We start from the raw sequence: 25,252 nt of genomic DNA, 5'->3' as shown, positions 1-25,252 counted from the left end.
CTTGCGAGGGGTGCCTGTCATGCTATAGGTTAGTGGTTTTATTGTAAGTTATTTTCATATTTACACATCCATTGGTCATCTGACAAGATATATTTATGCAACATTTTAGGTCATTAGAGAAGGTATACATGTGTGTCAGCAACTCAAAAAGAACACAAAACAGCCAGAATACCTTGAACAGATCAAGGTATTCTGGCTGTTGAATAACATCATGTTAAAGTATGAAATACAATTTACGGATTAACAAAAACAGTTTTCAGCTTCGCTACATATTGCACATCAAAGCCAAGACCTTCAGCCACCATGGCAAGTGGTACATATGTTTTGGATTCTTTGCCTACCTTATTCAGGAATGCAGGTGTATCCACAGTAACCGATGCTCCATTTACCTTCACAGCATTGGCACCAATCTTCACAGCAACCTTTCGGTCTCCATATGTAATGGTTGCGGTTGAAGTTTTGTTATCCCACACTGTAGTAGCACCGACCGCATTCACGATGTCTTGAATCGCCACAAAGTTTTTGCCGTTACGGATAATCGGTTTGTACGGAGTATTTAATGTTTTGCCACTCACGATAATATTCATTGGTTCACCTGTGGCAGGTGCAGTCAACTTGGTGTAATCTCCCCAGATCGTTTTGGCAAATACTTCGGCAATGGCCGCATATCCAAATTGATTCGGGTGGAAATCACGATCTTTGATCATATGTGTCATCGTGCCTTCACCACCAACAAACTCCTTGGCCACGTGTGCGACTTTGACATCGGTACCCTGAGCAGTGAATTGTGCTGCAATGCCATCAATGGTCTGTGTGAAACCTTGGGATGCCTCCATCAGTTTGGCATAGAGTGCCTTGCCTGCTACTTCTGGCATCGGTTGATACTGGTCGGCGATGACAATTGCAGCTGTCGGATTAATTTCATGGATATCATTAATCGTTGCACTTACATTGGCTGTATATGTTGCGAATAATTCTTTAACCTTCGCTTGCAGTTCCTGATCACTCAGTTTGTCTGCTGTACCGAGAAGCTCAGATACATCATTTCCCCCAATGGTAATTGCAACCAGATTGGCCTGTGCTACACTCTCACGGATTGCAGCAGTATTGGCTCCGATCTGTCCCGCTCTTGGATCAGGAAGACTTGGTTGAATAGCTTCAGAAGTCAGCGTTTTTCCATCCTTAATTGCAGTAGTAAAGTTTTTCAGGCCACTTGTTTTCAATCCGGCAATCCCGTAGTTGTCCACCTGTGTACGTCCATGCAGCAAACCTTGCTCCTGCAGACGTTCTACATAACCATAAGGCAATTCTTTTGTGTTGGGCTCATAACCTACCGTTATGGAATCTCCTAATGTGACGATGCGGAACTCCTTGGTTACGGCTACTGCATCTTTCTTCGCTGTCAGCGAAGTCTCGTTTGTACCCGTTGGCAATACACCGGTTTTGGTGTCAGCCGCGTGTGCAGGCAATGCAGAAGATGTGAAGAGCAGCATTCCTGCCAACATGCTTACCGTTAAACCGGCAGCTGTATTTTCCCATATACGTTTACGCTTCATTCAGGTAACACTCCTTCTCGCGAATCTATAATTACACTAATATATAGTACATCGGTCATTCCAATGATATAAGTCGTGTTACTCTATTCTATCATTTCAAAGTAGGCGTTGTCCTCTCTACTGAGAGCACACATGAAATAACAGACTCCCTAAAGGGGAGCCTGTTATTGGTTAAGCTCAGCTATGACGTTCAGTGATTAGTTAAGATTGCGGCTTATTCGAGTCCTTAGAGTTCGAATGACCCGTGTCGCTCTCCGGTTTGTTCCCGGTAGCTCGCTCCAGATACCGATCATAACGATCGTCCACTTCACGTGCCATCTTCCGGTACTTTAACGTTTCCTCGACAATTGGATCACGTTCTGTCTGGATTCGCACTTCATATTTGGGAGGAATCAGCTGGCGTTCACGCTGATCGGTGTCGCCGGACTCTTCCATGTCCCCTTCCGTCAGCATATCACTGAGCCGTCGTTCCAGTTCTTTGGATTCATCCATTGTTTTCGCTCCTTTAATTAAAGTCATACTTGCGTTAACCATACTATTGTACTTTCACTTCGTGTACAGAACCATCTTCCGATCGCTGTTATCCCCAGATTTCTTTGATTCCCTTTTCCAAGGGAGAAATCCGGTGATAAAGGCGAGCAGATGAGTTGAATAAACTCACTCCAGACCGGTTGCTTTCGCTTCCTTCAGCACATCCGTCAGTGCATCATGGATTTTGCCATTGCTGGCAACGACATGGTTTACAGACAGTTGGTAAGGCGTTCCGATGGTATCCGTCACCTTGCCGCCTGATTCTTCAACCAACAGCGCACCTGCGGCTATATCCCACGGTTTCAGGCCAACTTCGGTGTAGGCGCTGAGACGTCCTGCGGCAACATACGCCAGATGAAGGGCGGCAGATCCGCCTGCACGCAAGTTACGAACTTGCGGAGCAAGCGCCTGCACAGCGGCCATATTCAGTGGCAACGCAAAGGTTGTGTCTGCCGGGAATCCAACCGCAATCAGGCTCTGAGCCAGTTCCTGTTCACCAGATACAAGCATCCGGTTTCCGTGAACATATGCTCCTTTCCCTTTTTCCGCAACAAACATCTCATCACGGGAAGGGTCGTAGATCACGCCGACAATGACTTCACCATCGTGAGCCAATGCGATGGACACCGAATAAAACGGGAATCCGTGTACAAAGTTCGTCGTTCCATCCACAGGATCAACAATCCACAGGAACTCTTCTTCCTCAGCCTCTTTCAGTGCTTTTGCCGAAGCTTCCGGTCCCGGTTCTACGCCTTCTTCACCCAGAATGGCATGGTGGGGAAAATGCGTGAGAATCAGGCGGCGGATCATCTGCTCCGCTCCTTTATCCACTTCGGTCACCAGATCTTGGGGTGAATATTTGGTGCCAAGTTCAGCTACCGTCCCAAGACGGCTTTTGATCCATTCGCCAGCTTTGGAAGCTGCATTAATGGCAACGGCAGTATAGCTTTTGCTTGTCACGACATAAGGTGTCTTTTCCTTCTCATTCAAAGCGTTCACTCTACTTTCTATATCAATCTACGAAAAGTTGAAATACTTGTTAAAAGTATACGCCCCACAGGTCATAAAGTTTCTCGTTGCCCAGGCCCCTTTTGGCACTACGGATGAATGATGACGGTAGACTCGTCCACCCACTCCACACCCTCTTCGTGATAGAATGCCAGCTTCTGCATCAGTTGCACAAGAGCCTCATCCTTGCGTTTGGCCTCAATCATCACGTCAAGTCTTGGGGTGTCTGCTGCGATATGACGCAAGAAATCGAGCACAGGCTCTACCTCTACACCATCAGCATGACCTCGCAGATCCTTCTCGCTCTTCGGACTGGAGACATGGATTTTGGGTGGCAATGGCTGATCAGCCGGTGAATCTGCCTGGGCAAGCGGTGACTGCCAGGTCTTTAGAATATCAGGCCACAGATCCCATGCCTGTTCTCCTTCGTTGTTCACCCAATGGTGATGGATATCAAGTACCATGGGCAATCCCAAGCGCTGGCACACGGCAAGTGTCTCAGGCGCATTGAACGTTTTGTCATCATTTTCGAGTGTGAGCCGCTCCTGAATGTCCCGATCCAGCTTCAAAAAGTTTTCTTCAAAACGAAGCGCCGCCGAAGGCTTGTCCCCGTATGCACCACCAATATGTATATTGTTCTTGGCAGTGGCATTCAATCCCATGGCATCCAGCATCCGAACATGATGACGAAGGTCGCGAATCGAGTTGTGCAGAACTTGCTCGCGGGGGGTACTAAGTACGGTAAAATGATCCGGATGAAAGGACACACGCATATGATTTTCCTTCACAAAATCACCAATGGCCGCAAAGTCCTGCTTTAGCGCCGGGAACGGGTCCCAATCATTCAGGTCCTCGTGTGTTGCCAGTGGAATCAATTTGGAAGAGAAGCGATATACATGAATATGGCTACCCTTGTTGTGCCTGAGCAAACGTAATGTATTGTGCAGGTTCTCGGCTGCAATCCGTTCGAGCTTGCGGATCGCGGCTTCCCTGTCATCGATTTTGTTAAAACTCGACATGGTCATGGTCCGGGAAGGCGAGGCGTTCTCTATAAGCACGGACATTGCCACGTAACCAAAGCGTACGAGCATGAATCTCTTCCTCTCTATTAGGGCGGAGAACCCGCACGGCATATTCAGCCGTCAGGATGTACCGTCACTGTATATAACCAAGTTTTACCCTAAAAGAGTGACCATAATCGTATTCTGGCAAATCCGTCCTTCCGACCCGCACTTACAGTCAACAACTACTCCTGTGCTTGCTCCCCAAAGAACATCTCATCCGCAAGGGCAGTCTGGATGCGTGATTCTTCCTCAGTCAATTTGCGGATGAGTTGCATCTCCACCTCGGTTACCTCTTGCCCCTGGAAGTTGATCTCTGCAATGGAAACCACGATCTTGACGATGGCTACAGCCACGTTATCCGGTGTGTATGCAATCACTTTCTGGCCGGTAGGAAATACCCGGAAGCCCTGTTTGACCATTTTGCCGCGTCCGTATTCAAGAAGTTCGAACAGCTCCTGCTCATTCTTGAACTTGCATACGGAATTGAATTCAGTCTGAAATCCCATGCATATCCCTCCTGATCTTGTGGTCGCAGGCTACGCCTGTACGCCGTTCTCGTAATTCAGTGCCTGCTTGCGGTTGTAACGCTCCAGTGCCAGTTCAATCATGCGATCCAGCAGTTCGGCATACGATACACCTGTCTCACGCCAAAGAAGTGGATACATGCTGTATGGTGTGAAACCAGGCATGGTGTTGACTTCATTAATAAGCAAGGCGCCGTCATTTTTCCGAATGAAGAAGTCCGCACGTGAAATACCGTTACCTTCAATCGCACGGAACGCCTGCAAAGCTGCCTCGCGAATGCGATCTGCGGCCTCTGGGTCCAGTGGAGCTGGAATCAGCATCTGTGATTGACCATCAATATACTTGGCTGCATAGTCATAATACTCACCGGAGGATACGATCTCACCTGGAACGGAAGCCATGGGCTCGTCGTTGCCAAGGACGCTGACCTCAACTTCGCGGGCTTCAACGAACTCCTCAATGACAACCTTCGTATCATACCGAAGTGCAAACTCGACAGCTGTCTTCAGCTCATCGCGGTTACGTGCTTTGGAGATTCCCACGCTAGAGCCCAGATTCGCCGGTTTGATAAAACAAGGATACCCCAGCTGATCTTCGACCTGTACGATCATTTCGTGCTCTGTCTGCTTCCATTGTGTCGCGTTAAAATACGTAAAGGCACATTGGTCAATGCCAGCCTGTGCAAACAGCTTTTTCATGACCACTTTGTCCATGCCGCCAGCCGAAGCCAGTACACCTGCACCTACATATGGCATATCCGCCATCTCAAACATGCCCTGAATGGTGCCATCCTCTCCAAACGTACCATGCAGCAGAGGGAACATCACGTCCAGCGCTTCTGCTCCGCCATACAAACGGCCAAACAGGGCGTTCAGTGCATCCTGCGTTCCGCCTGCCGATTGCTCCAGCTTCAAGTCTTCAATCTGCGCGAACGGCGCATGCATGACAGGTCCTTTTTTCCACGTCCCCTGCTTGGAGATATAAAAAGGAACCAGTTCATACTTTTCATAATCAAATGCGTTTGTTACAGCAAACGCCGTTTGCAGCGACACCTCATGCTCGCCCGATTTTCCGCCGTACACGACGCCTACTTTTAATTTATCCATACTCATGTGTACCCTCCGATTATCTGTGCCTGATGCTGTCATGCTTGCATGCTCAGCACCCTTGTTATTCTGCTTGCATTATCTGGTCTTATTTTACACGGAACTGGATGTCTGCGTCACCGCATCCCGAAAATCTTTCGTCATCAAAACTCATCTGCAATATGAAAAAGCCGGTATACCGTCCGCTCCGTCCAAGCGTAAGAATCCCGGTAATCCCAAAAGCGGTGACGGCTGCTAACCGTATGTGCGTTAACAAGCGGCATACCGCCCGCATCAAACGCGGTCACAACGGTGCTGTGCTGAAATCGTCCATCTCCGTCCCAATCGTAGAGAATAACATCGCCGAGCATCAGCTGCTCAGGACGCTCCACTTCTGTCGCGGTCAGACCCCAGCTGCTGCCTGACAAATAACGCTCCAGACTGTTGGAAACTGCCCAACTGTAACTCCACATTTCGGAGCCGTTCACATACCCTTTATACCACCAGCCGGCTTCTCTTCTACCAGTATAGTGGATGGGTGCGCCCCCTGCAAAGAGACATTGGGACACGTAATTGGTACAATCCACATCAAATTCCTCAAATGCCGGATTCCCCGCATTCCACCACCGATCTGCATAGGCGACCGCCAAATCTCTGCGATATGATTGTTGCCGTGAGCTTCTTCCTTGACCCAACACTTCCCGATTCAGAAGCGGCCGATTCATCGCCTGTACAAAATCAGCTTGTTGAAACGGACGTCCTTCCCCAGCAGGGCGACGCTCCGGCACTTCTCGCTCGACCCGTCCAATGACCCATCCACCACTCTGCCGCAGAAAGGTTAACCGCTCCCGCTCAATCCGGTCCTCCCGGTGGGTGATACCGCTCTTCTCGTAGAACAGTCTGCTGTACAATTGTACATCCACCACCGCTTCTTCCTGGCCATCCATAAGCGTGCGCACAAGCTTGGCGCTGGTCTCGCTGCGAAGAGGCACGGCGCGCCGCTTACGATACCATTCGTCCAGCCTTGCCATACGCTCTCCCCGTTCCACCACGAAGTCAGGATCGGTAACGATCCGTTCGCTGGTCTGTGGACGGTAGTCGATCTCACAGCGATTGTACTGGTTCACGTAAGTATATAAGGCACTCTTCCATTCCCGTTCCAAGCCTATGTCCCCCTTTGGCATGAGTTCTGTCCGGAATATTTCATTGCGTATATAAACTCCTACTATTCATATGAAAGGGTCTTCGGTTGTATGTACACGGCTCAGGAGGGAGATTCGAAATTCGGCAAATACAGGTACACAAGATATCTTGTTCCTGCTCGCTTCACGAAAACGCCTTCATCCGTTCAAAAGCTTGCTTGATCAGGCAAAAAGACCTTTACGTACGGAGGTGAAAACGGTATACTTAAAACTAAAGTTATGATTATGAAATTACGTTTCATCTGATGAAACTAACGAACAAGAACACGGAACGATGAAGGCCTGTTCTTCACCTAAATGAACGTTTTCTTCATCTCACCGACACATCCCAAGGAGGTACATGTATGTCAGCAAAGAATCATTTCTCCGCCGCTCGCAGTCTTGAGGTTGGAGGCAAGTCTTACCGCTACTACAGTCTCGATGCTCTTCAGGAAAACGGCCACGGCGATCTTTCCAGGCTTCCTTTCTCCATTAAAGTGTTGCTTGAAGCAGCAATTCGTCAATTCGACGGACGTGCTATCACCGAAGAACATGTAAAACAACTGACCGGCTGGGCAGATGGCCGTGACAATAACAAGGAAATTCCATTCATCCCTGCACGTATCGTTCTGCAGGATTTCACCGGTGTACCGGTTGTCGTTGACCTCGCTGCAATGCGTGATACTGTGAAAAAAGCAGGCGGCGATCCAAAACAGATCAACCCGCTCGTACCGGTCGATCTCGTTATCGACCACTCCGTTATGGTTGATGCTTTTGGTACCAACGATGCACTTGATTACAATATCAAAGTTGAGTTTGAGCGTAATGAAGAGCGTTACCGCTTCTTGCGTTGGGCGCAAACGGCATTCAACAACTTCCGTGCAGTTCCACCATCCACAGGGATCGTTCACCAGGTTAACCTGGAGTATCTGGCTTCCGTGGCAGCAACAAAAACCGTGGACGGCGAAACCGTTGTATTCCCGGATTCCCTCGTAGGTACAGACTCCCACACCACCATGATCAACGGACTTGGTGTTGTTGGGTGGGGTGTTGGTGGTATTGAGGCTGAAGCAGGTATGCTGGGCCAACCGCTTTATTTTGTAACACCGGACGTTATCGGTTTCAAACTGACAGGCAGCCTGAGCGAAGGCGCAACAGCAACGGATCTGGCACTGACCGTTACCCAATTGCTTCGTAAAAAAGGCGTTGTTGGTAAATTCGTAGAGTTCTACGGACCAGGTCTTGCCAACATCGGTCTGGCTGACCGCGCAACAGTAGCCAACATGGCACCAGAGTATGGCGCAACGATCGGTTTCTTCCCTGTTGATAGTGAAACATTGAACTATCTGCGCAACACTGGCCGTCCTGACGAGCAAGTAGAATTGGTTGAAGCTTATTACAAAGCTCAAGGCATGTTCCGTACTTCCAGCACCGTTGACCCTGAATTCACAGATGTGATTGAACTGGATCTCGGCTCTGTTGTACCAAGTCTTGCAGGACCAAAACGTCCACAAGATCGCATCGAGCTGACACAAATGAAAGAAAGCTTCAACAGCATCATTCGCACACCTGTAGATAAAGGCGGCTACGGTCTGAGCGATGAGAAAATCGAACAATCTGTACCTGTGAAGCATCCGGACGGTTCCAACAGTGAACTGAAAGCAGGCGCTGTTGTGATCGCGGCGATCACAAGTTGTACGAACACTTCGAATCCAAGTGTTATGGTTGGAGCGGGACTGCTGGCGAAAAAAGCAGTTGAACGCGGCCTGACCAAACCAGGATATGTGAAAAGCAGTCTGACACCAGGTTCCCTTGTGGTTACCGAGTACCTGGAAAAAGCAGGTCTGATCACGTATCTCGACAAACTCGGATTCAACGTTGCGGGCTACGGTTGTGCAACATGCATTGGTAACTCTGGCCCACTGCCGGACGAAGTGAGCGAAGCTATTGCTGAGAACGATATGACCGTAGCGGCTGTATTGTCCGGTAACCGTAACTTCGAAGGCCGTGTGCATGCACAGGTTAAAGCCAACTACCTGGCATCTCCACCACTCGTTGTGGCATATGCACTTGCGGGTACAGTGAATATTGACTTTGAAACCGATCCAATCGGTTATGATACGAACAATGAGCCTGTATTCCTGAAAGACCTCTGGCCTACCTCCGAGGAAATCAAGGATACCATCGCAAGTTCCCTGAACGCTCAGATGTTCCGCAACAAGTACGAGAACGTATTTACAGCCAATGAGCGTTGGAATTCAATTTCTGTACCTGAAGGTGAATTGTACGAGTGGGACCCGAACTCCACGTACATTCAGAACCCTCCGTTCTTCCAAGAGCTTGGCGACAAGTTGAACGATATCGCAGATATCCGTTCTGCACGTGTTATGGCATTGCTTGCGGATTCCGTAACAACGGATCACATCTCGCCAGCAGGTAATATTGCACCATCCAGCCCGGCTGGACTGTACCTGAAAGAGCATGGCGTAGAGCGCAAAGACTTCAACTCCTACGGTTCACGCCGTGGTAACCATGAAGTGATGATGCGTGGTACGTTTGCCAACATTCGTATTCGTAACCAGGTAGCTCCTGGTACAGAAGGCGGTATCACGAAGTACCTGCCAACGGACGAAGAAATGTCCATCTACGATGCTTCCATGAAGTATCAGGATGAAGGACAGAACCTGATCGTTATCGCAGGTAAAGAGTATGGTACAGGAAGCTCCCGTGACTGGGCGGCAAAAGGAACATTCTTGCTCGGCGTCAAAGCCGTTATCGCAGAAAGCTTCGAGCGGATTCACCGTAGTAACCTGGTCGGCATGGGCGTAATGCCATTGCAATTCCAGGAAGGTCACGGCTGGTCCAGCCTTGGTCTGAACGGACGTGAAACGTATGACATTACTGGCCTCAGCAATGATGTGAAGCCAGGACAAGAGTTGAAAGTTACCGTAACTCGTGAAGACGGTACACAGTTCGAATTCCCTGTCATCGCTCGTCTGGACAGCATGGTTGACGTGGATTACTACCATAACGGCGGTATCCTGCAAACTGTATTGCGTCAAATGATGAAAAAAGCTTAATTACATGAATCATTAATGTGATGAAGTTATACAAAAAAGCTCCCCATTACGTGCAATCAGCACGTGGCGGGGAGCTTTTTTTGCTTTGCTTTTTTATAATAGGAATATGTTTAAAAATCAATTTCCAAGGCCAACTACCTTTTAATGCCCAATGTGATGTGTGGCTTGATCTAACAGTTGAATCGTGCCCATGATCAGAAACAAACACGACAGAGCAATTAACGAGCCTCCAACCCATCTAGACATGATCACTCGCTCCGCAATCTGTTTTTCCGAAGCATCCGTTACCTTGTGTGGATACACGAGAAACATTAGCCCTGCGCTAATGAACAGTACAGCCATTATAATCATCAAGTTGTTCCCCTCCTTACACGTGACTTTCCTTAGAATTTAACTTTTTCGTCGTCACGCGGGATTCCCCTACCGACAACACCTTTTTCAGACCCATAGCCATGGTATAAATGATATATCCAATGAAGCCGCCAAGCGTATTGAGCATCAGATCATCTACATCGAATATCCCCATGCCCGTCAACAGCTGTGTCACTTCATAACCCAAACTGAGCAGCACAGACAGCAGTAGCACTTTTACTCCGGAGAATAACTTGTTACCCGTCAACACGGGAATGAAGATGCCCAGCGGGATAAAAGCCAGTATATTGCCTACCAGATGGATTGCTGTACCCGGACGATGTAACGATAGACTGTTCCAGTCTCGTGAGATTTCCTGAAATGGTGTCAGGTTGACGGTTCGGGTATGGACCAGATCCGGTTGTTGCAAGAACGCCATCAGTCGATCCTTCACGATGCCAAAATCGACCGGGCTTCCTTTGAACAGGATCAGCTTCGTCAGCAGATATACATAGATAATGAACACGGCAGTCCAAAGGATGTAATGTTTGCTTTTCTTCTGGTTGTTGTGCTTCATGTTGTTTCGCCTCCCTTGTGTTGCCCTGTTATTTCTTTACGGTGACGATGACACCATCCATGTTATCACCCGATATTTCAGTTTGGCCGTGCTCAGGTATGTAAACGGTCGTATCTTGGGTGGCCTGGTAATAACGGATATGATACTCCTCACCCTCTACTTCAACAGTAATGTTCTCTTTTTCTTTTAACAAATCAAGATACTCTTCCAGCACCAAATTATTCTTATGCATGACAGCACTGTGCGGCAGCCCTACATATCGAAAGTGCCATGGTTCATACTGAATACCGGTGATGCGCACTTTATCCTTCGGGTAACGTAAAATAAATCCGTATTTCCATGCATTCTTCTCCAGCCAGGCACCCTCTGGTGCTTCATTCATGGCAGCCAAGCTTGAACCAACATCCAGGGATAATCCGAGATTGTGCTCACTGTGACCCGCAGGAAGTGCATAGTCTGAACCCTTTTCCTGATATAGCTCGTCCTGCTTTTCAAAATCCCTGTACCCGCTGCTGACGAGAAAATATCGGACTCCCTCTTCGCCTGCTGCTTCCACCATCCTCTGAAACTCCTGCGCCACCTGCCGAGATAACATGATTTTCCGATCCATGATTCCATATCCACGAAGCAGCTCATCCTCATCCGCTATATATACAATATCGGATTTAACCCCTTCCGCGCCAATGGGGTATTGCTTATTAACCAGTAACAAGTTCCCCTTATGTACCTGATCCTCAATGTTTCCGGTGACGAATACGGTATAACCTGCGGGATTTTCACGCGTATTCTGGATCTCGATGGGCAATTCATCCTTCTGCTGAATCCATCCCGGTGATTGCGTAACGATATATCCGATCAAAACGATACATATTAAAAAGCCCCACTTTTTCATGCTTGTTCCTCCTTTTACCTCATACATCAAGGATAGACAACACAAGTTAAAGAAAAAGCAGGGCAATTTTAAAGTTTTTCTTAAATTTGACGTCGAGCCTTATTGGAATACGGGCAAACGAACTTCAAATAACGTCCGTACCACATCACTCTGCGCCGAAATCGTCCCGTCATGCTGTTCCACTATATTGCGTGCAATAAATAAACCAAGGCCTGTCCCACCCTCCTGGGGGGTCCGAGCGCGATCTCCGGTGTAATACATATCGAAGATATGTGGCAATTCCTCCGGACGAATATGTCCACCATAGTTAATTACCTGAATGATGACCTGTTCTGCATCCCGATATCCATTAATATCTACGTACATGCCATCCTTGCCATGCCGTGCAGCGTTAATCAGCAGATTCTCGAACACACGAGCCAGCAGCTCTCCATCACCGGAGACCGTAAGGTCAGTGTCTATTTTTAGTCGGGCGACTAGCTGGTTCTTTTCAAATACAGGATAGAGTTCTTCGTTCATCTGCTTCAGCAGTTCGCTAAGATCCAGCTGTGTTTTATTTATAGGCAGCATGCCATAATTCATACGGGTAATTTCGAACAAATCATCAATCAGCTTCTCCAGACGCTGTGATTTGGTGAATGCAATCGATGTAAAGTGCCGCACCTGCTCCTCCGTTAACTGATCATCCTTCATGAGCAGATCCAAATATCCAAGCACAGACGTCAGCGGGGTTCGCAGGTCATGCGCCAGATTAACGACAAGCTGATCTTTACTATTTTCAGCAAAATCCCCTCGTTCCACCGCGTCCCTTAGCTTCTCACTTGCCAGGTTCACATCCTCTGCAATCGTACCTAACTCGTCCTTCGAAGAGATCTGCACACGATGCTGAAAGTCTCCATTGGCCAAATGCCTGATCCCTGTGGAAATGTCCTTGAAATACGTCGCGTAGGGCTTGGTAAACCAGAAGAAAAATAAAATGGCCAGTGGAATAAATAAGATCAGGAAGAAATAGATATCCCCGATACTTTTCATAAAATGACGATATTCAGCGAGCTGATCCTCCGCACGGACACCCGAATAATAAGCTTGTAAAAGCTTGTAAATCCCATAGGTAATTGCGCCAGAAGCAAGCATGCTCAACCCTAACAACATAATCATGGTTGTGCGAAAACTTCTTCGTTTAGTCATTAAACGTGTACCCCACACCCCAGATGGTTTTGATAAACTTGTTCTTGTTCACATCTTCTCCCAGCTTTTTGCGCAGGGTCCGAATGTGGACCATCACGGTATTCCCACTCTCGTAATAGGCTTCTCCCCACACCTGTTCAAAAATGTTTTCTGCACTGAACACCTGCTTGGGGTGACTCGCGAGCAGATACAAGATGTCGAACTCCTTCGGTGTTAGTTCCACTGGTTTGCCGTAGAGTGTAACGCGATGTTGATCTGGCGTGATAATGAGCCCACCCTTCTCCAGAATGGACCTCTGCACAGGCACAGACTGGCTGAATTGCAGCGAACGACGCAACTGAGAGTTGACCCGGGCAACAAGTTCCATCGGATTAAACGGTTTGGTCATATAATCGTCCGCGCCCATCACAAGTCCCGTAATTTTGTCCATATCTGACGTTTTGGCACTCAGGAAAATGATCGGTAAATGATGCTGCTCACGAATTTTACGGGTCACCTCATACCCATCCATGCCAGGCATCATAATGTCCAGAATCGCCAAATCGATCGCTTGGGTCTGAACAGCTTGAACCGCCGCTTTCCCGTCAAAGGCCTTGATGGTGTGATATCCTTCTTTTTGTAAATGTAAAGCAACCAGATCAGCGATCTCAACTTCATCGTCTGCGATCAGAATCGTAATTCGCTTCATTGCTTATTCCACTCCTATGTGTGATGCTGGGCATTATAACACCTATGAATCTAACAGATAAGTACCAGATAAACAATTGAAAGCAATGTTATATAAGTTGGACTTTTCCTTTACACTTTAACGGAGAGGACAGAAAAAACCTGAAAAAGCGAAGCGTTCGCCTTTATCACCGGATTTTCCCCTTTGCAAAAGGGAATCAAAAAATCTGGGGATAACAGCGATTGGAAGGTTATTCTGTCATCGTAGTGTTCAGTGTAAATGTTGTCCAATTTATATAGATCCATAAATGAAAGGACATTAAAACTATGAAACTGGAGCGTTTATTAGCCATCGTAGTGCTGCTAATCAATCGTGGACGGGTACAAGCCAAAGACTTGGCAGATATGTTCGAAGTATCGATCCGAACCATCTATCGGGACATCGACACATTGGGCCAAGCTGGCATTCCGGTGGTGACGTATCAGGGGGCAAGCGGCGGGATTGGTCTGGCAGAGGGCTACCGTCTGGATCGAAACGTATTAACAGACAAGGACCTCGCTTCCATCGTCACTGCACTGCGCAGTGTATCCACTTCCCATGCTAATGCGGCGCGTGAGCTTCTGGTCGAAAAACTCAGCAGTATCGTACCTGAATCCAAAAATGACGATTTTCAGGCCAATACCAATCGATTCATCGTTGATTATTCAACCTGGACACATCCCGAAGCGCTGAAAATCAAGCTTGAACTTATCGAACAGGGGATGGATCAATTACGCCCCGTAACCTTTACCTACTGCAGTGCGGAAGGTATCCATACTCACCGAACTGCCGACCCTCATACCATCGTACTCAAGAAGCATTCCTGGTATCTGTATGCTTTTTGTCACGAGCGGAATCAATTTCGCATGTTCAAGCTTGTGCGCATGCAAGATGTCACACTTGCTAATGAGCACTTCGAGCGTAAAGTCATCAACCCACAGGACAGACCCTGGCAACAGGAATGGAGCCGTCCGGACAATCAAGCTAGGTTAACCTTGAAATTCCATGCTCGCGTCCGTCATATTGCGGAAGAATGGTTTGGGATCGAGAACGTCATGCCTGATGGGACTGGGTATTACATCAGCCAGGTTGCTTTTCCCGAGGATGGCTGGTTATATGGATTCATTCTGGGCTTCGGCGCGGACGTTGAAGTATTGGAACCTCAGCATATTCGGGATGAAATCTGCCGTATCGCGGAGCAAATTGTACAAAATTATATCTCCCCGACTCAAACCTGACAGACAGCTGTCCAGTTCCTCCTCGTATACTTCAGATATATTCAATCTCTACATATATGAGGAGGAACTAATCATGAACGTCACTGTATGTCAAAGCTGCGGCATGCCGCTCACAACCCCTGCCCAATTCGGAACGGAAGCAGATGGAAGCACAACCCGTGAGTACTGCATTTATTGTTACAAAGAGGGCAAGTTTGAGCAGCCCGGTATGTCACTTGAAGGCATGACGGAGATGTGCACTGCCATTCTGAAGGACGAAGGCATGGATGAGGAATCCGCTCGTTCGATGCTGCGTAATCAGCTTCCTTTTTTGAAGCGTTGGCGCACAAATACAACGGATCAACATGCAGAATCTCTCGCTGAAAACCCTACTTTTTCCGCTAATCCTGGTCAGGTAACAACAGATCATTCGTTCTCAACCCGGCCCGTTCGTTATGTCACGCTCCCAGGCAAACGTCTTGCCGGCGTATCCGCCCGCACAACCAATGCCATTGAGATCAGTGGCAAAGGCTGTATTCAGGGACTCTGGAACAATTATTTTGCCTCAGAGCACCTCCCTGCAACCGAAGTTGCTCGCTATGGTTGTTACACGGATTACACCGATGGGATAACCGGAGAATACACCATACTGGTAGGGCATGAGGTCAGTCCGAACGAATCATTGCCTGAAGGATTGGACGACATTTTACTCCCTCCTGCAACTTACGCCGTATTCACTTCCAGAAAAGGACCGATGGCAGAGGTTGCTCACGAAGCCTGGGGAGCCGTGTGGGCATGGGATAAACAAAGCGATCGTACGTTCACCGGGGATTTTGAATTATATGATGAACGCAGCCTGAATCCCGAAAGTGTACAAGTGGATATATACATCGCTGTTCGCCAAAGTAGATAAAGCCAACACGATACCACCTCAGACAGAATCCAAGTTTCATCGCATCCATCTTCATATCAAGCAAGCTGCCGAGTACACTCGGCAGTTTTTTGTTATATCCGGAACTACATTACCCCCTAAACAACCCGACCATGGTACCAAGTTAGTTAGCATGATTTGCATCATTTAACCAGACAATATGCCTCATATGCGGGTACCATTGACTTCCTTAAAATTGGGACTATTCACATAACAACCGATTCGATCCTCCCATATCAAACCTCTCATATCAGGTCCTTTGTTCCTGAATTTGCCTAAAAACGTTTACATCTCCTTAAAACCGGGTAAAATCACTACAATCCAATTGGAATTACGCTTTAAACTCTTCTATTTCGTCTAACAAGTCACATGTACCTATATGCGCACCTGGCATGGTAACCAGTCGAAATACATAATTCAAAAAAACGCATCAAAGGAGGAACCAAGATGATCCGCATGCCTATTCAGCAAATGATCCCGTACCATCACCAATATCCGCGCAACACGGCGACCACTGCTCCTAAAAAGGAGAATGAGAACACTCAAGGTCTATCCTTTCATGAAATTTTACAGCAAAAAATGGCGAAGAAAAATGCTTCTCCTTCCCTTAGATAAAAATGGACACCGGACCCTAGTCGAGTCAGGTTATCGACCGTCTTTCCGCAGCTTGGCGGAAGGGCGGTTATTGGCGTTGAGCCATAAACGACTGTACAGTCCTCAGGCATGTTTTTATAATGATTAAAATATCTACGAGATCCATGACATATACGAACTGTAAAAGGGGACTTAGCACATGATCACCATTGGTTGTTTTCACGCTCATTATTCCAACATCGCTTTAATTGAAGAGACGCTTGCTCCTTATGAAGTTGAATTGGTCCATTACGTCGATCCAGGTCTGGACCGTCTTAAACATGACGCTGATTTTTCCAAGGTCGTTATTCACGAGAAGGTAGCCCAGACGCTCCAATGGATCGCTGAGTGTCATGCCGATGCCATTCTGGTTACGTGTACCCTGTTTGCGACAGTACTGGAGCAGGAAGCCACACAGGTCCCTGTGCCTGTGATCGGCATAGATGATCCGTTATTGCAGGAGATGCGGCGAGTACCAGGAGATTACATAATAGCATTCACCAACCCGGCAACCGTTGAAGGCACGATGGCACGAATGAATCAGGTATTACAGCAAGAGGTTGAGAATGGGCAACTACACGTTGCCAAGACATCTCAGACGGATGCGGTGTGCATCCCTGGGACATTTGAGTTGATTATGCGTGGAGATCAGCAAGGGTATCTCGAAGCGGTACGTGAAGGCTTACAGCAGATTGCTGAGCAGTATCCGCGTAAAACGGTAGTGGCAGCCCAACTGTCTATGGCTCCCGCAGCTGCACAGGTTACAGTAGATCGCGGTATTCCAATCCATAGCCCGCTAGCATTGCTTGCGATGTATTTGGAGAAGAATTTGGGCCTGGCTCGATAGTAGTGGCTGATTTGGAGTGAAACATTACAATCACTAAAAACATGTGAAAACTACTATATTGACTCCTTTTGCAAAATAAAAATGCTCTCGAACAAGAGCATTTCAAATGGTATAATCACTTTGTACAGCCAATTTGTGGTGGGAAATAGGCTTGCCTCCAGTGGGAGGTGATCCTATGAACTTCTCTTTTAACGACGTAATCGTGTTCGCGATGTTAATTATTGCGCTCCTGACATACATCGATCGTAAAAAGAAGTGACCCGCCACAGGTTGACGGCCTGACGGGTCACTTCATCTGAACTTGCTGCACTCGGAGGAATACCCACCGCAAATGCTGTGCAGGAGTAGCCATTGGCCTGGCTACTCTTATTGGTGTTTACTTACATTCATTTTATTAAACATCTGCTAGACAATCAACCATAATGCTGATAAAAAGTATCAGGAAGCTGATCAATATGATGATGAAGAAGACATGATAGCAGTATTCTCACCTTCAAACGATGTCAGACTGCCCAGCTTGCGCTGTACCGGCGCCTAGGAACGTGTCCGATATTCCTCGGCCTTTTCCTGCATCCCGGCAGCTACAGCCTCATTCTCGGACAATCCTTTATCAGCGGCAAAGGCACGAATGTCCTGCGTAATGCGCATGCTACAGAACTTAGGTCCGCACATGGAGCAGAAATGAGCTTCTTTGGCCCCTTCTGCCGGCAGCGTCTCATCATGGTAGGACAGCGCCCGTTCCGGGTCCAGCGAAAGGTTGAACTGGTCACGCCAGCGGAACTCGAACCGTGCCTTGGACAATGCATCATCCCGGCGTTGGGCACGCGGATGGCCCTTCGCCAGATCGGCAGCGTGGGCCGCGATCTTGTAGGCGATGACCCCTTCCCGCACATCATCCTTGTTGGGCAGGCCCAAATGTTCTTTTGGCGTAACATAACAGAGCATGGACGTGCCGAACCAGCCAATCATGGCCGCCCCAATGGCGGACGTGATGTGATCGTAACCCGGGGCAATGTCGGTCGTCAGCGGCCCCAGCGTATAGAACGGTGCTTCTTTACAGATCTCCATCTGCAAGTCCACATTCTCCTTGATCTTATGCATCGGTACATGCCCCGGACCTTCGATCATCACCTGCACATCATGCTTCCATGCGATCTGTGTCAGTTCCCCGAGCGTAGCCAGTTCCGCCATCTGAGCTTCGTCATTGGCATCGTAGATACTGCCTGGACGAAGTCCATCTCCCAGCGAAAACGCCACATCATACCTTTTCATAATCTCGCAGATTTCTTCAAAATGGGTGTACAAAAAATTCTCCTGATGATGCGCAAGGCACCATGCTGCCATAATGGACCCGCCCCGAGACACAATACCTGTCATCCGCTTGGCGGTCATCGGGATATAACGTAGCAGCACACCTGCATGAATCGTAAAGTAGTCCACGCCCTGCTCTGCCTGCTCAATGAGAGTGTCACGGTACAACTCCCAGGTCAGCGCTTCCGCTTCGCCATTCACCTTCTCCAGCGCCTGATACAGCGGCACCGTACCAATCGGCACAGGTGAATTGCGGATAATCCATTCCCGGGTGGTATGAATGTTTTTGCCTGTGGACAGATCCATCACCGTATCCGATCCCCAGCGTACCGCCCAAGTCATCTTCTCCACCTCTTCCTCAATGGAGGAAGATACGGCAGAGTTGCCGATGTTGGCATTGATCTTCACGTGAAAATGACGACCGATCAACATCGGCTCACTCTCCGGGTGATTGATGTTGGATGGCAGAATGGCCCGTCCACTCGCCAGCTCCTGCCGCACAAATTCCGGTTCCACGCCTTCACGAATGGCGGCGAATTCCATCTCTGCCGTAATGACTCCCTGCCTCGCGTAGTGCATCTGGGTTACACAGCGTCCCGGCTGTGCCCGCAAGGGTTTGCCACGTAATCCGGGATACTCTTCGGCGCCGGCTCTCTTCCCTCCGGGCTTCAGTCCGTTATCCTCCGGTTTAACCGTACGGCCTTGATAAGCTTCGACATCGCCACGCTCTGTGATCCAGCGAGTGCGCAGAGCTGGTAGACCTGCACGGATATCCGCATGAAATGCGGGATCGGTCATCGGGCCGCTCGTATCGTAGACACGCAGCGGTTCGTTATGCTCCACCCCTTGGGGAGTATTCGTGTCATGAAGGGCTATCTCACGCTCCGGAACAGCAATGTCCGGCCGTGAGCCCTGAATGTAGACTTTGCGGCTGCCGGGAAAGGGCTGAACCCGTCCGGCCGCCCCTGTTTCCTTTTCCACCTGCTGATCGTTATGTTGCTGTTCCATCGCTTGTTGTCCCGTTTGATTTCCTGTACTCATGTTCGCTTGTCTCCTCCTCAGTGTTCGTCGCTTGTTTGGTTGGTTTCGTCATTAGCTCAATTTCGTACCTGTCCCAATCATGCGCAATGCAGAGAAGAAAGAGCGATCCTACACCAGACCAAGGGAGACACCTTTCATGTACAGATAACAACAGACGGAGGCTGCCACAGATCATCGATCTATGAGACTTCCCTCCTCATCCAAGCCCACTTTTGCAGGTTATTGAAAAAGGAGCCCATAAAATCCGCGCTATATCGCCCGTTCACTGTATATAAAAAAGCCGATCCCCGAAGGAACCGACTTTTATGTCCATCACCAATAATGCACCTTCAATCAGCTCCTTAACGGAGCCCTACAAGGGTCACATCATGTGGTGGTTGTGGTCATATCGCCGATTACTTCCCTACGCTGGTATGATCCAGATCAGGTGCAAAGGGTCCGGAATCTCATGCGATTCCGTCTCAGTCCGGACAATTCGGACTCCCCCAGTAACGTTAGTAAGTTGCGGCTTACATAAGCCGCCGTTCATGTTCAATGAAGCTGGCCCCGTTGGGCCGTCCATTACAGAGTAGCGCAACCGGAACATAAAAACAACCTTTATATTCCAGAACACCAACTCAATTGGAGAAAAACCTCACCTCAACATCAGGATAACATGAGCCCCATTTGCGTAGCTGCATCCTTCAACACAGGTGCGTATTCATGCAATGTCTCCTGCGAAAGTCGACTGACAGGCCCTGAGACCGAGAGCGCAGCTGCAATATTGCCTCTGCGATCCATAATCGGTACAGATACCGCGGCAGCTCCCGGCTCACGTTCCTCATAACTCGTTGCATATCCGTTATCCCGGATATCTCCCATTTGCGCCAAATACACCGCCGGATCAATAAACACAGGCCATTCAGGCCCGTTCATCAGTTCTTCACGATCCTCGTCCGTGGCAAACGCCATCAAAACTTTGCTGGAAGCCCCCACAGACAGCGGGAGTCTAACGCCAACAGGAGCGACACGGCGGATCGCCTGATCACTTTGCACAGCCTGAATCCGAATCCGTTCACTTCCATCACGCAGGTACAGACTCACGGTCTCTCCCAATCGATCTCTCAGTCGCTCCATCGCAGGTAACAGCAGTATAGCGGGATCATCACTGCGGGACATATGAGCTGACAGCTCCCAGATTCGGATGCCAAGTCGGTACTTCTCTGTTGCTGCATCGCGGATCACGAACCCTCGATCCTCCAGCGTAGCCATCAAACGGTGGACTGTACTTTTGTGCAGGCCGATCTGGCTGGCAATTTCGGTGAGTCCCAGATCACTGCGTGTGGTAAAACATAATAATATATCCAGCGCCCGTTCCACAGCCCGGACGGTTAACTTGCGATCTTCCATGGCATAATGCCCTCCTCATGTTTCATCACATGAAACTTGGTTACATAAATTATATGAGAAACGGTCTCATCTGTAAACCAAAAAGAGCCAAAATCAAAATAGGCAAACGTGTAAATTTTTCCTTTTTATAAGACTTAATCCCCTGTAATTTACACACTAAGGTAATGTTACCCATATATCTTAAGAACTATATAACAATTGCGTAACAAATGCCCTCAATCAATTGACTTTGACTATATTGGAACATACGATAAAGATATATTACATTAAGATATCGCTCTGAAGCAGGCTCTGAAATCGACGCAATTCTCTTTTCATGTCGTTGTTATCTTCAACTGAACTTCAAAGGAGGGGCATTCATGTATCAATCATCCCAGAGCGAAGCCCCGCTGCAAACAAAAGTGTCCGACCTGCCCTCTTCCCTATCACCGAGGCTGATTCGGTTCAAACATATTATCGTAGCGTTGCTGCTCTCCGTTGTATTTTTTCTACTGTTTTGTTTTATTGCACTGCATGGTTATATCGCATGGGTATTATCCAATCCTACTGTAGCGCCGGTCTTCTCCAATCCAATGCAGGCCAAGAACATGAAGTACGAAGACATCACGTTCCCGGCAGCAGATGGCAGCCGGACGATGCAGGGATGGTATATACCTGCTGACAATGCTGCAAGCAAAACGATTATTTTCAGTCACGGCTATGGTGCCAATCGTGAAGAAACATGGGTACCCATGTATGACCTGGCTCACTATGCCCATCAACTTGGGTTCAACGTGGTCATGTTCGATTATGGCTTCGCCTCACAGGTGAACAAAGCTGTGGCCACAGGTGGTAAAGCTGAGTCACAGCAATTGCTGGGTGCCATCCAGTTCGCCAAGCAACGTGGTGCACAGGAACTGGTTGTCTGGGGTTTCTCCATGGGTGCCGGTACGGCGCTTCAAACCGGACTGATTACGAAGGAAGTGGATGCAATGATTCTGGACAGTGCGTTCCTGCTGGAGCCAGATACGCTGTACCACAACATTCACAACCAGATCGATCTGCCACGTCAGCCTACACTGGAGATCATGAAACTGTTGTTCCCTGTTCTGAATGGCACCGGATTACAACAGATTCCATACCAGGAAGTGAAAAAGGAAGATTATCCGTTTCCGATTTTCTTCATCCATGGTACAGAGGACGAGAAGGCGCCTTATCCAATTGCGGAGCAACTCGCCGCCAACCAGACCAATCCGTACTCGGATGTATGGATTGTCCAGGATGCGCATCATGAGTTGATCTTCCGGGAGCATCCAAAGGAATATCTGCGCCGTGTCTCAACTTTCCTGAGTCATGTAACGAAAACAAGCAGTGACGATGTACAGAACACGAATAATGGAGAATAACCAAATTTCAATCATTGAATTTATTCCAGAGCCCTCAGGGGCTCTTTTTTTTGCACTCATAGGACAACAAGCTCGTGGAATATACTCTTGGGACGCATGAACAGACGGTCTGCATGCAATGAATTACATCTGAAGGAGGTTCAACATAGATGAACTGGTATGGATATGGTCACCTGCTTCCTCTGCGGATATTGGAGGAAATCCGTTTCTGGAAAGAGCAGGAGAAAGAACATACACTCGTCATTCGTGCCCTGGTTCCTGATCTGGAGCCCCCATACGTCAAGTTACTGGAGGAATGGGAGGTTACCTTTGCAAACAGTGAGCGAGTAGCCAATCAGCTTTTAAAACAACTATTGCCCGGAACCCATCCGCCTGCTCCCTACATCGTTCGTTGTATCGATCAACTTGTGTTGGCAGCTCGGCAGCAATCGAGAGAGTTCATCAAACAGCTGTATGTTCTTCTGGAGCAAAGTGCTGCTGTGCAAGCTGTTCCGCTTGCCAAAGTACTCATTCTGCATTTTATCCGCGAGTCGGAGTATTTTCTGGGCGTATTGGATACGCTTGGCCAACCTGGCATCTTGCGCGAAACGGATTCGGAGCCATCACTTTTTCTGGAAAATGCGTTGCATACGTCAGAGTCAGGAAGCATCCATCGCCAAGCTTCAGAAGCTCCAACTTCTCCAGAGGGGAATGTAAATGCACCTGCCGCTTCAGCTCAGATTCAATCCGTAACCATTCAACCGCCTTCTACGGGAACAACACAAGCCACACCCAGCTCTACAGCACCTCCCGTAAAAGAGAAGCCGGTTCCCATCGGAGGACACACACTGCCACCTCTCCCCTATGCGTACAATGCGCTGGAGCCACATATTGATGAGCTGACGATGCGTATCCATCATGATAAACACCATCAATCTTATGTGGATGGACTAAATGTAGCAGAGAAAAAGCTGGCGGAATCGCGAAAAAAGAATAACTTTGAACTCATCAAACATTGGGAACGTGAACTTGCCTTCAACGGGGCAGGCCACTACCTGCATACGATCTTCTGGACAATTATGAATCCTGCTGGTGGCGGCAAACCTTCCGGTATGCTGGCAGAGCAGATCAAGCGGGATTTCGGAAGTTATGAAGCGTTTAAGAATCAATTCACAGAAGCCGCGAACAAGGTGGAAGGCAGTGGCTGGGCGATGCTTGTCTGGAGCCCGAGAGCACATCGTTTGGAGATTTTGCAGGCGGAAAAACACCAGAACCTGTCCCAGTCCGATATCGTACCGCTCCTGCCACTGGATGTGTGGGAACATGCCTACTATCTGAAACATCAGAATGAACGCAAAAAGTATATCGAGGATTGGTGGAATGTTGTCTACTGGCCCGCGGTTGCCGAGCGTTACGAAACAGCACGCAAGTTGTTGTGGCCGCCTTATTAAGCTTTGGGTTAGATGGATTAGAGAAAAAAGAGATATCTCCAGCCGAATGACTGAAAGATATCTCTTTTGGTGTATACAAAAAAGCAAGCCTCCTGTAAAAAGAGACTTGCTTGTATTTTGTAAGACTTCCTATTTCTAAATGTTCACTTAAGAAGCACAGCCCTCGCACGCCACATAGTTGTCGCCAACCTGTTTGCTAATGGAGATCAGATCGCCCAGCTTGATATCAGACTCATCTGTAAACTCCAGATCGGCTATACGTGCAACGATCAGTGCAGCAGCCTCTTCCTTGCTTGTTGCCATTTGGCTGAACTCGGATTTTTCGCCTGTTGATACAACCTCATATAAATACGTATATCTCAATGTGTCCATCCTAACACTCTCCTTCCGAAATCACATCATATCATCTCTATTAACCAATTCCAAGCCCTAGTAAAAAGTGTTAATCGTAGCGCAGCTTCATCTGCTCAGCTGTCAGGCGTACTTCTTCAGAGCCAACGCTAAGCACCCTGCTGGTCTCCGCCTGTGGATAGCGATCGCGCAGTGTTCGAACCAAAGCGGCAGTATATGCCGCAGCTGAAGGTATACCTGCCAATTCTTTCAGACTTGCCATCGTGCCAGGCTGAACATCGGGATATCCTTCACTCGCTCCACCTGCTGCATGCTGATAGAATTGTCGCACGTCCGCTGCCAGTTGATCTCCCTGACCTTCCACGATGATAAAAGCAGTAATAATATACGCCTTTGCCTGCCTGCGCTGGGCAATACCACAGAATTTCAATCCACCTACACTGACATCATAATCTCCCGGGCAAAAAGCACCCTGAACCTCACCAGTTTGCGCCTGATTCGACCACGGCGTTAGCGACTCGGCAATAATCGAAGCCATCTCCCTGAAATCATCATGAATATTGATGGCATGTCCGGGATTAGGCAGAATCAGTGACACGTTGACTACCCCTGGGTTCAAGGGTACTGCCGCTCCACCGGAAGGCCGAACACAGACCGCTGTCCCTTGGCTTCTAATCTGTTCCATCGCTTCTACAGCCTGTGGCAACCTGCGGTCACGCAGGCCCGCTACAAAGGCATCTGGGTGTCTCCATATATGTGCAACAGGCAGATGCCCTGCCCCAACCCGCCTGCACATAACTTCTTCCCAAGCAAAAGCTTCGAGTACACTACTACCTTGTCGCATGAGTGGTGTCTCCCAGATTTGCAGACGCAATGTAGCCTGTTGATCTGCCTGTAGTTCCTTTTCCGGCTGAACCGGTTGATCTGAATGGGAAGGTACACTCATCGTTCCATTACCTCCGGCTTAACGAAT

Annotated in this window: 23 protein-coding genes and 1 riboswitch; of the genes, 7 read left to right on the top strand and 16 right to left on the bottom strand. The window is 48.5% G+C overall.

What is annotated here, in order from left to right; translation table 11 throughout:
* Positions 1–233 precede the first annotated feature (233 nt).
* From MKY44_RS03575 to MKY44_RS03545, 7 genes are all read right to left on the bottom strand, one after another.
* Complete coding sequence (locus tag MKY44_RS03575) at positions 234–1,556, bottom strand: stalk domain-containing protein (RefSeq protein WP_341006046.1); 1,323 nt, start codon at positions 1,554–1,556, stop codon at positions 234–236.
* 201 nt (positions 1,557–1,757) lie between these two features.
* Positions 1,758–2,048: a hypothetical protein gene (locus MKY44_RS03570; RefSeq protein WP_341006045.1), complete on the bottom strand. Its 291-nt coding sequence runs from the start codon at positions 2,046–2,048 to the stop codon at positions 1,758–1,760.
* 165 nt (positions 2,049–2,213) lie between these two features.
* A complete protein-coding gene (locus MKY44_RS03565) occupies positions 2,214–3,077 on the bottom strand; it encodes an inositol monophosphatase family protein (RefSeq protein WP_405171540.1) in 864 nt (287 codons plus the stop codon).
* Between the two features lie 107 nt (positions 3,078–3,184).
* Positions 3,185–4,186, bottom strand: a complete 1,002-nt coding sequence (uvsE, locus tag MKY44_RS03560) for a UV DNA damage repair endonuclease UvsE (RefSeq protein WP_074093415.1) — start codon at positions 4,184–4,186, stop codon at positions 3,185–3,187.
* Between the two features lie 155 nt (positions 4,187–4,341).
* Entirely contained in the window at positions 4,342–4,665 is a 324-nt protein-coding gene (locus tag MKY44_RS03555) for a hypothetical protein (RefSeq protein ID WP_036614107.1), read from the bottom strand.
* A gap of 30 nt (positions 4,666–4,695) precedes the next feature.
* Positions 4,696–5,796: a D-alanine--D-alanine ligase gene (locus MKY44_RS03550; RefSeq protein WP_036614110.1), complete on the bottom strand. Its 1,101-nt coding sequence runs from the start codon at positions 5,794–5,796 to the stop codon at positions 4,696–4,698.
* A 137-nt stretch (positions 5,797–5,933) separates the two neighbouring features.
* Positions 5,934–6,953 (bottom strand): amidase domain-containing protein, encoded by a 1,020-nt coding sequence (locus MKY44_RS03545; RefSeq protein ID WP_405171539.1) that lies wholly within the window; start codon positions 6,951–6,953, stop codon positions 5,934–5,936.
* A 362-nt stretch (positions 6,954–7,315) separates the two neighbouring features.
* Between MKY44_RS03545 and acnA the strand changes: the two genes are divergently transcribed.
* On the top strand, positions 7,316–10,030 hold the full coding sequence (gene acnA, locus MKY44_RS03540) for an aconitate hydratase AcnA (RefSeq protein WP_036614112.1): 2,715 nt from the start codon (positions 7,316–7,318) through the stop codon (positions 10,028–10,030).
* A 141-nt stretch (positions 10,031–10,171) separates the two neighbouring features.
* Here acnA and MKY44_RS03535 read toward each other — a convergent pair whose 3' ends face one another.
* The 5 genes from MKY44_RS03535 to MKY44_RS03515 all read right to left on the bottom strand — a co-directional run bounded on the left by MKY44_RS03535 (position 10,172) and on the right by MKY44_RS03515 (position 13,726).
* Positions 10,172–10,384 (bottom strand): hypothetical protein, encoded by a 213-nt coding sequence (locus tag MKY44_RS03535; protein WP_341006043.1) that lies wholly within the window; start codon positions 10,382–10,384, stop codon positions 10,172–10,174.
* Between the two features lie 13 nt (positions 10,385–10,397).
* The gene (locus MKY44_RS03530; protein WP_341006042.1) at positions 10,398–10,958 is read right to left on the bottom strand and encodes a VanZ family protein; all 561 of its coding nucleotides are present in this window, start codon (positions 10,956–10,958) and stop codon (positions 10,398–10,400) included.
* A gap of 28 nt (positions 10,959–10,986) precedes the next feature.
* The gene (locus MKY44_RS03525; RefSeq protein WP_341006041.1) at positions 10,987–11,850 is read right to left on the bottom strand and encodes a M15 family metallopeptidase; all 864 of its coding nucleotides are present in this window, start codon (positions 11,848–11,850) and stop codon (positions 10,987–10,989) included.
* 99 nt (positions 11,851–11,949) lie between these two features.
* A complete protein-coding gene (locus tag MKY44_RS03520; protein ID WP_341006040.1) occupies positions 11,950–13,038 on the bottom strand; it encodes a HAMP domain-containing sensor histidine kinase in 1,089 nt (362 codons plus the stop codon).
* Positions 13,031–13,726, bottom strand: coding sequence for a response regulator transcription factor (locus tag MKY44_RS03515; protein WP_211085189.1), 696 nt, complete (start codon positions 13,724–13,726; stop codon positions 13,031–13,033). Before MKY44_RS03515 ends, MKY44_RS03520 begins: the two co-directional genes overlap by 8 nt.
* A gap of 305 nt (positions 13,727–14,031) precedes the next feature.
* Between MKY44_RS03515 and MKY44_RS03510 the strand changes: the two genes are divergently transcribed.
* From MKY44_RS03510 to MKY44_RS03495, 4 genes are all read left to right on the top strand, one after another.
* On the top strand, positions 14,032–14,982 hold the full coding sequence (locus MKY44_RS03510) for a helix-turn-helix transcriptional regulator (protein ID WP_341006039.1): 951 nt from the start codon (positions 14,032–14,034) through the stop codon (positions 14,980–14,982).
* A 73-nt stretch (positions 14,983–15,055) separates the two neighbouring features.
* Positions 15,056–15,874 (top strand): zinc ribbon domain-containing protein, encoded by an 819-nt coding sequence (locus MKY44_RS03505; protein WP_341006038.1) that lies wholly within the window; start codon positions 15,056–15,058, stop codon positions 15,872–15,874.
* A gap of 465 nt (positions 15,875–16,339) precedes the next feature.
* Positions 16,340–16,507, top strand: a complete 168-nt coding sequence (locus MKY44_RS03500) for a hypothetical protein (RefSeq protein ID WP_017690769.1) — start codon at positions 16,340–16,342, stop codon at positions 16,505–16,507.
* Between the two features lie 178 nt (positions 16,508–16,685).
* A complete protein-coding gene (locus MKY44_RS03495; RefSeq protein WP_341006037.1) occupies positions 16,686–17,372 on the top strand; it encodes an aspartate/glutamate racemase family protein in 687 nt (228 codons plus the stop codon).
* Positions 17,373–17,906: 534 nt separating this feature from the next.
* Here MKY44_RS03495 and thiC read toward each other — a convergent pair.
* Together thiC and MKY44_RS03485 are read right to left on the bottom strand one after the other, a co-directional pair.
* Positions 17,907–19,691, bottom strand: coding sequence for a phosphomethylpyrimidine synthase ThiC (gene thiC, locus MKY44_RS03490; RefSeq protein WP_341009773.1), 1,785 nt, complete (start codon positions 19,689–19,691; stop codon positions 17,907–17,909).
* Between the two features lie 416 nt (positions 19,692–20,107).
* A riboswitch (TPP riboswitch) is annotated at positions 20,108–20,221 on the bottom strand.
* Positions 20,222–20,369: 148 nt separating this feature from the next.
* Positions 20,370–21,113 carry an IclR family transcriptional regulator gene (locus MKY44_RS03485; protein WP_017690772.1) on the bottom strand — a complete coding sequence of 248 codons (744 nt, stop codon included), beginning with the start codon at positions 21,111–21,113 and terminating at the stop codon, positions 20,370–20,372.
* Between the two features lie 359 nt (positions 21,114–21,472).
* On the opposite strand from MKY44_RS03485, the gene MKY44_RS03480 reads away from it, so the two are divergent.
* Positions 21,473–22,498 carry an alpha/beta hydrolase gene (locus tag MKY44_RS03480; RefSeq protein WP_036614129.1) on the top strand — a complete coding sequence of 342 codons (1,026 nt, stop codon included), beginning with the start codon at positions 21,473–21,475 and terminating at the stop codon, positions 22,496–22,498.
* A 149-nt stretch (positions 22,499–22,647) separates the two neighbouring features.
* A complete protein-coding gene (locus MKY44_RS03475) occupies positions 22,648–23,928 on the top strand; it encodes a Fe-Mn family superoxide dismutase (RefSeq protein WP_341006036.1) in 1,281 nt (426 codons plus the stop codon).
* Between the two features lie 147 nt (positions 23,929–24,075).
* Here MKY44_RS03475 and MKY44_RS03470 read toward each other — a convergent pair whose 3' ends face one another.
* Both MKY44_RS03470 and MKY44_RS03465 read right to left on the bottom strand, forming a co-directional pair.
* Positions 24,076–24,300 (bottom strand): hypothetical protein, encoded by a 225-nt coding sequence (locus MKY44_RS03470; protein WP_036614132.1) that lies wholly within the window; start codon positions 24,298–24,300, stop codon positions 24,076–24,078.
* A 70-nt stretch (positions 24,301–24,370) separates the two neighbouring features.
* A complete protein-coding gene (locus tag MKY44_RS03465) occupies positions 24,371–25,225 on the bottom strand; it encodes a lipoate--protein ligase family protein (protein ID WP_341006035.1) in 855 nt (284 codons plus the stop codon).
* Positions 25,226–25,252 lie beyond the last annotated feature (27 nt).

The organism is Paenibacillus sp. FSL R7-0026, from assembly GCF_038004485.1.
Classification (GTDB): Bacteria; Bacillota; Bacilli; order Paenibacillales; family Paenibacillaceae; genus Paenibacillus; species Paenibacillus xylanexedens_A.
This window is presented reverse-complemented; position numbering and strand designations above follow the sequence as displayed.

Bases quoted from the DNA above. Each gene is read 5' to 3' on its own strand.
- MKY44_RS03520 (WP_341006040.1), bottom strand. From the start codon at position 13,038: ATGACTAAACGAAGAAGTTTTCGCACAACCATGATTATGTTGTTAGGG.
- MKY44_RS03495 (WP_341006037.1), top strand. From the start codon at position 16,686: ATGATCACCATTGGTTGTTTTCACGCTCATTATTCCAACATCGCTTTA.
- MKY44_RS03575 (WP_341006046.1), bottom strand. From the start codon at position 1,556: ATGAAGCGTAAACGTATATGGGAAAATACAGCTGCCGGTTTAACGGTA.
- MKY44_RS03555 (WP_036614107.1), bottom strand. From the start codon at position 4,665: ATGGGATTTCAGACTGAATTCAATTCCGTATGCAAGTTCAAGAATGAG.
- MKY44_RS03570 (WP_341006045.1), bottom strand. From the start codon at position 2,048: ATGGATGAATCCAAAGAACTGGAACGACGGCTCAGTGATATGCTGACG.
- MKY44_RS03465 (WP_341006035.1), bottom strand. From the start codon at position 25,225: ATGAGTGTACCTTCCCATTCAGATCAACCGGTTCAGCCGGAAAAGGAA.
- thiC (WP_341009773.1), bottom strand. From the start codon at position 19,691: ATGGAACAGCAACATAACGATCAGCAGGTGGAAAAGGAAACAGGGGCG.
- MKY44_RS03470 (WP_036614132.1), bottom strand. From the start codon at position 24,300: ATGGACACATTGAGATATACGTATTTATATGAGGTTGTATCAACAGGC.
- MKY44_RS03505 (WP_341006038.1), top strand. From the start codon at position 15,056: ATGAACGTCACTGTATGTCAAAGCTGCGGCATGCCGCTCACAACCCCT.
- MKY44_RS03500 (WP_017690769.1), top strand. From the start codon at position 16,340: ATGATCCGCATGCCTATTCAGCAAATGATCCCGTACCATCACCAATAT.
- MKY44_RS03475 (WP_341006036.1), top strand. From the start codon at position 22,648: ATGAACTGGTATGGATATGGTCACCTGCTTCCTCTGCGGATATTGGAG.
- MKY44_RS03480 (WP_036614129.1), top strand. From the start codon at position 21,473: ATGTATCAATCATCCCAGAGCGAAGCCCCGCTGCAAACAAAAGTGTCC.
- MKY44_RS03510 (WP_341006039.1), top strand. From the start codon at position 14,032: ATGAAACTGGAGCGTTTATTAGCCATCGTAGTGCTGCTAATCAATCGT.
- uvsE (WP_074093415.1), bottom strand. From the start codon at position 4,186: ATGCTCGTACGCTTTGGTTACGTGGCAATGTCCGTGCTTATAGAGAAC.
- MKY44_RS03525 (WP_341006041.1), bottom strand. From the start codon at position 11,850: ATGAAAAAGTGGGGCTTTTTAATATGTATCGTTTTGATCGGATATATC.
- MKY44_RS03545 (WP_405171539.1), bottom strand. From the start codon at position 6,953: ATGCCAAAGGGGGACATAGGCTTGGAACGGGAATGGAAGAGTGCCTTA.
- MKY44_RS03485 (WP_017690772.1), bottom strand. From the start codon at position 21,113: ATGGAAGATCGCAAGTTAACCGTCCGGGCTGTGGAACGGGCGCTGGAT.
- MKY44_RS03550 (WP_036614110.1), bottom strand. From the start codon at position 5,796: ATGAGTATGGATAAATTAAAAGTAGGCGTCGTGTACGGCGGAAAATCG.
- MKY44_RS03515 (WP_211085189.1), bottom strand. From the start codon at position 13,726: ATGAAGCGAATTACGATTCTGATCGCAGACGATGAAGTTGAGATCGCT.
- acnA (WP_036614112.1), top strand. From the start codon at position 7,316: ATGTCAGCAAAGAATCATTTCTCCGCCGCTCGCAGTCTTGAGGTTGGA.
- MKY44_RS03530 (WP_341006042.1), bottom strand. From the start codon at position 10,958: ATGAAGCACAACAACCAGAAGAAAAGCAAACATTACATCCTTTGGACT.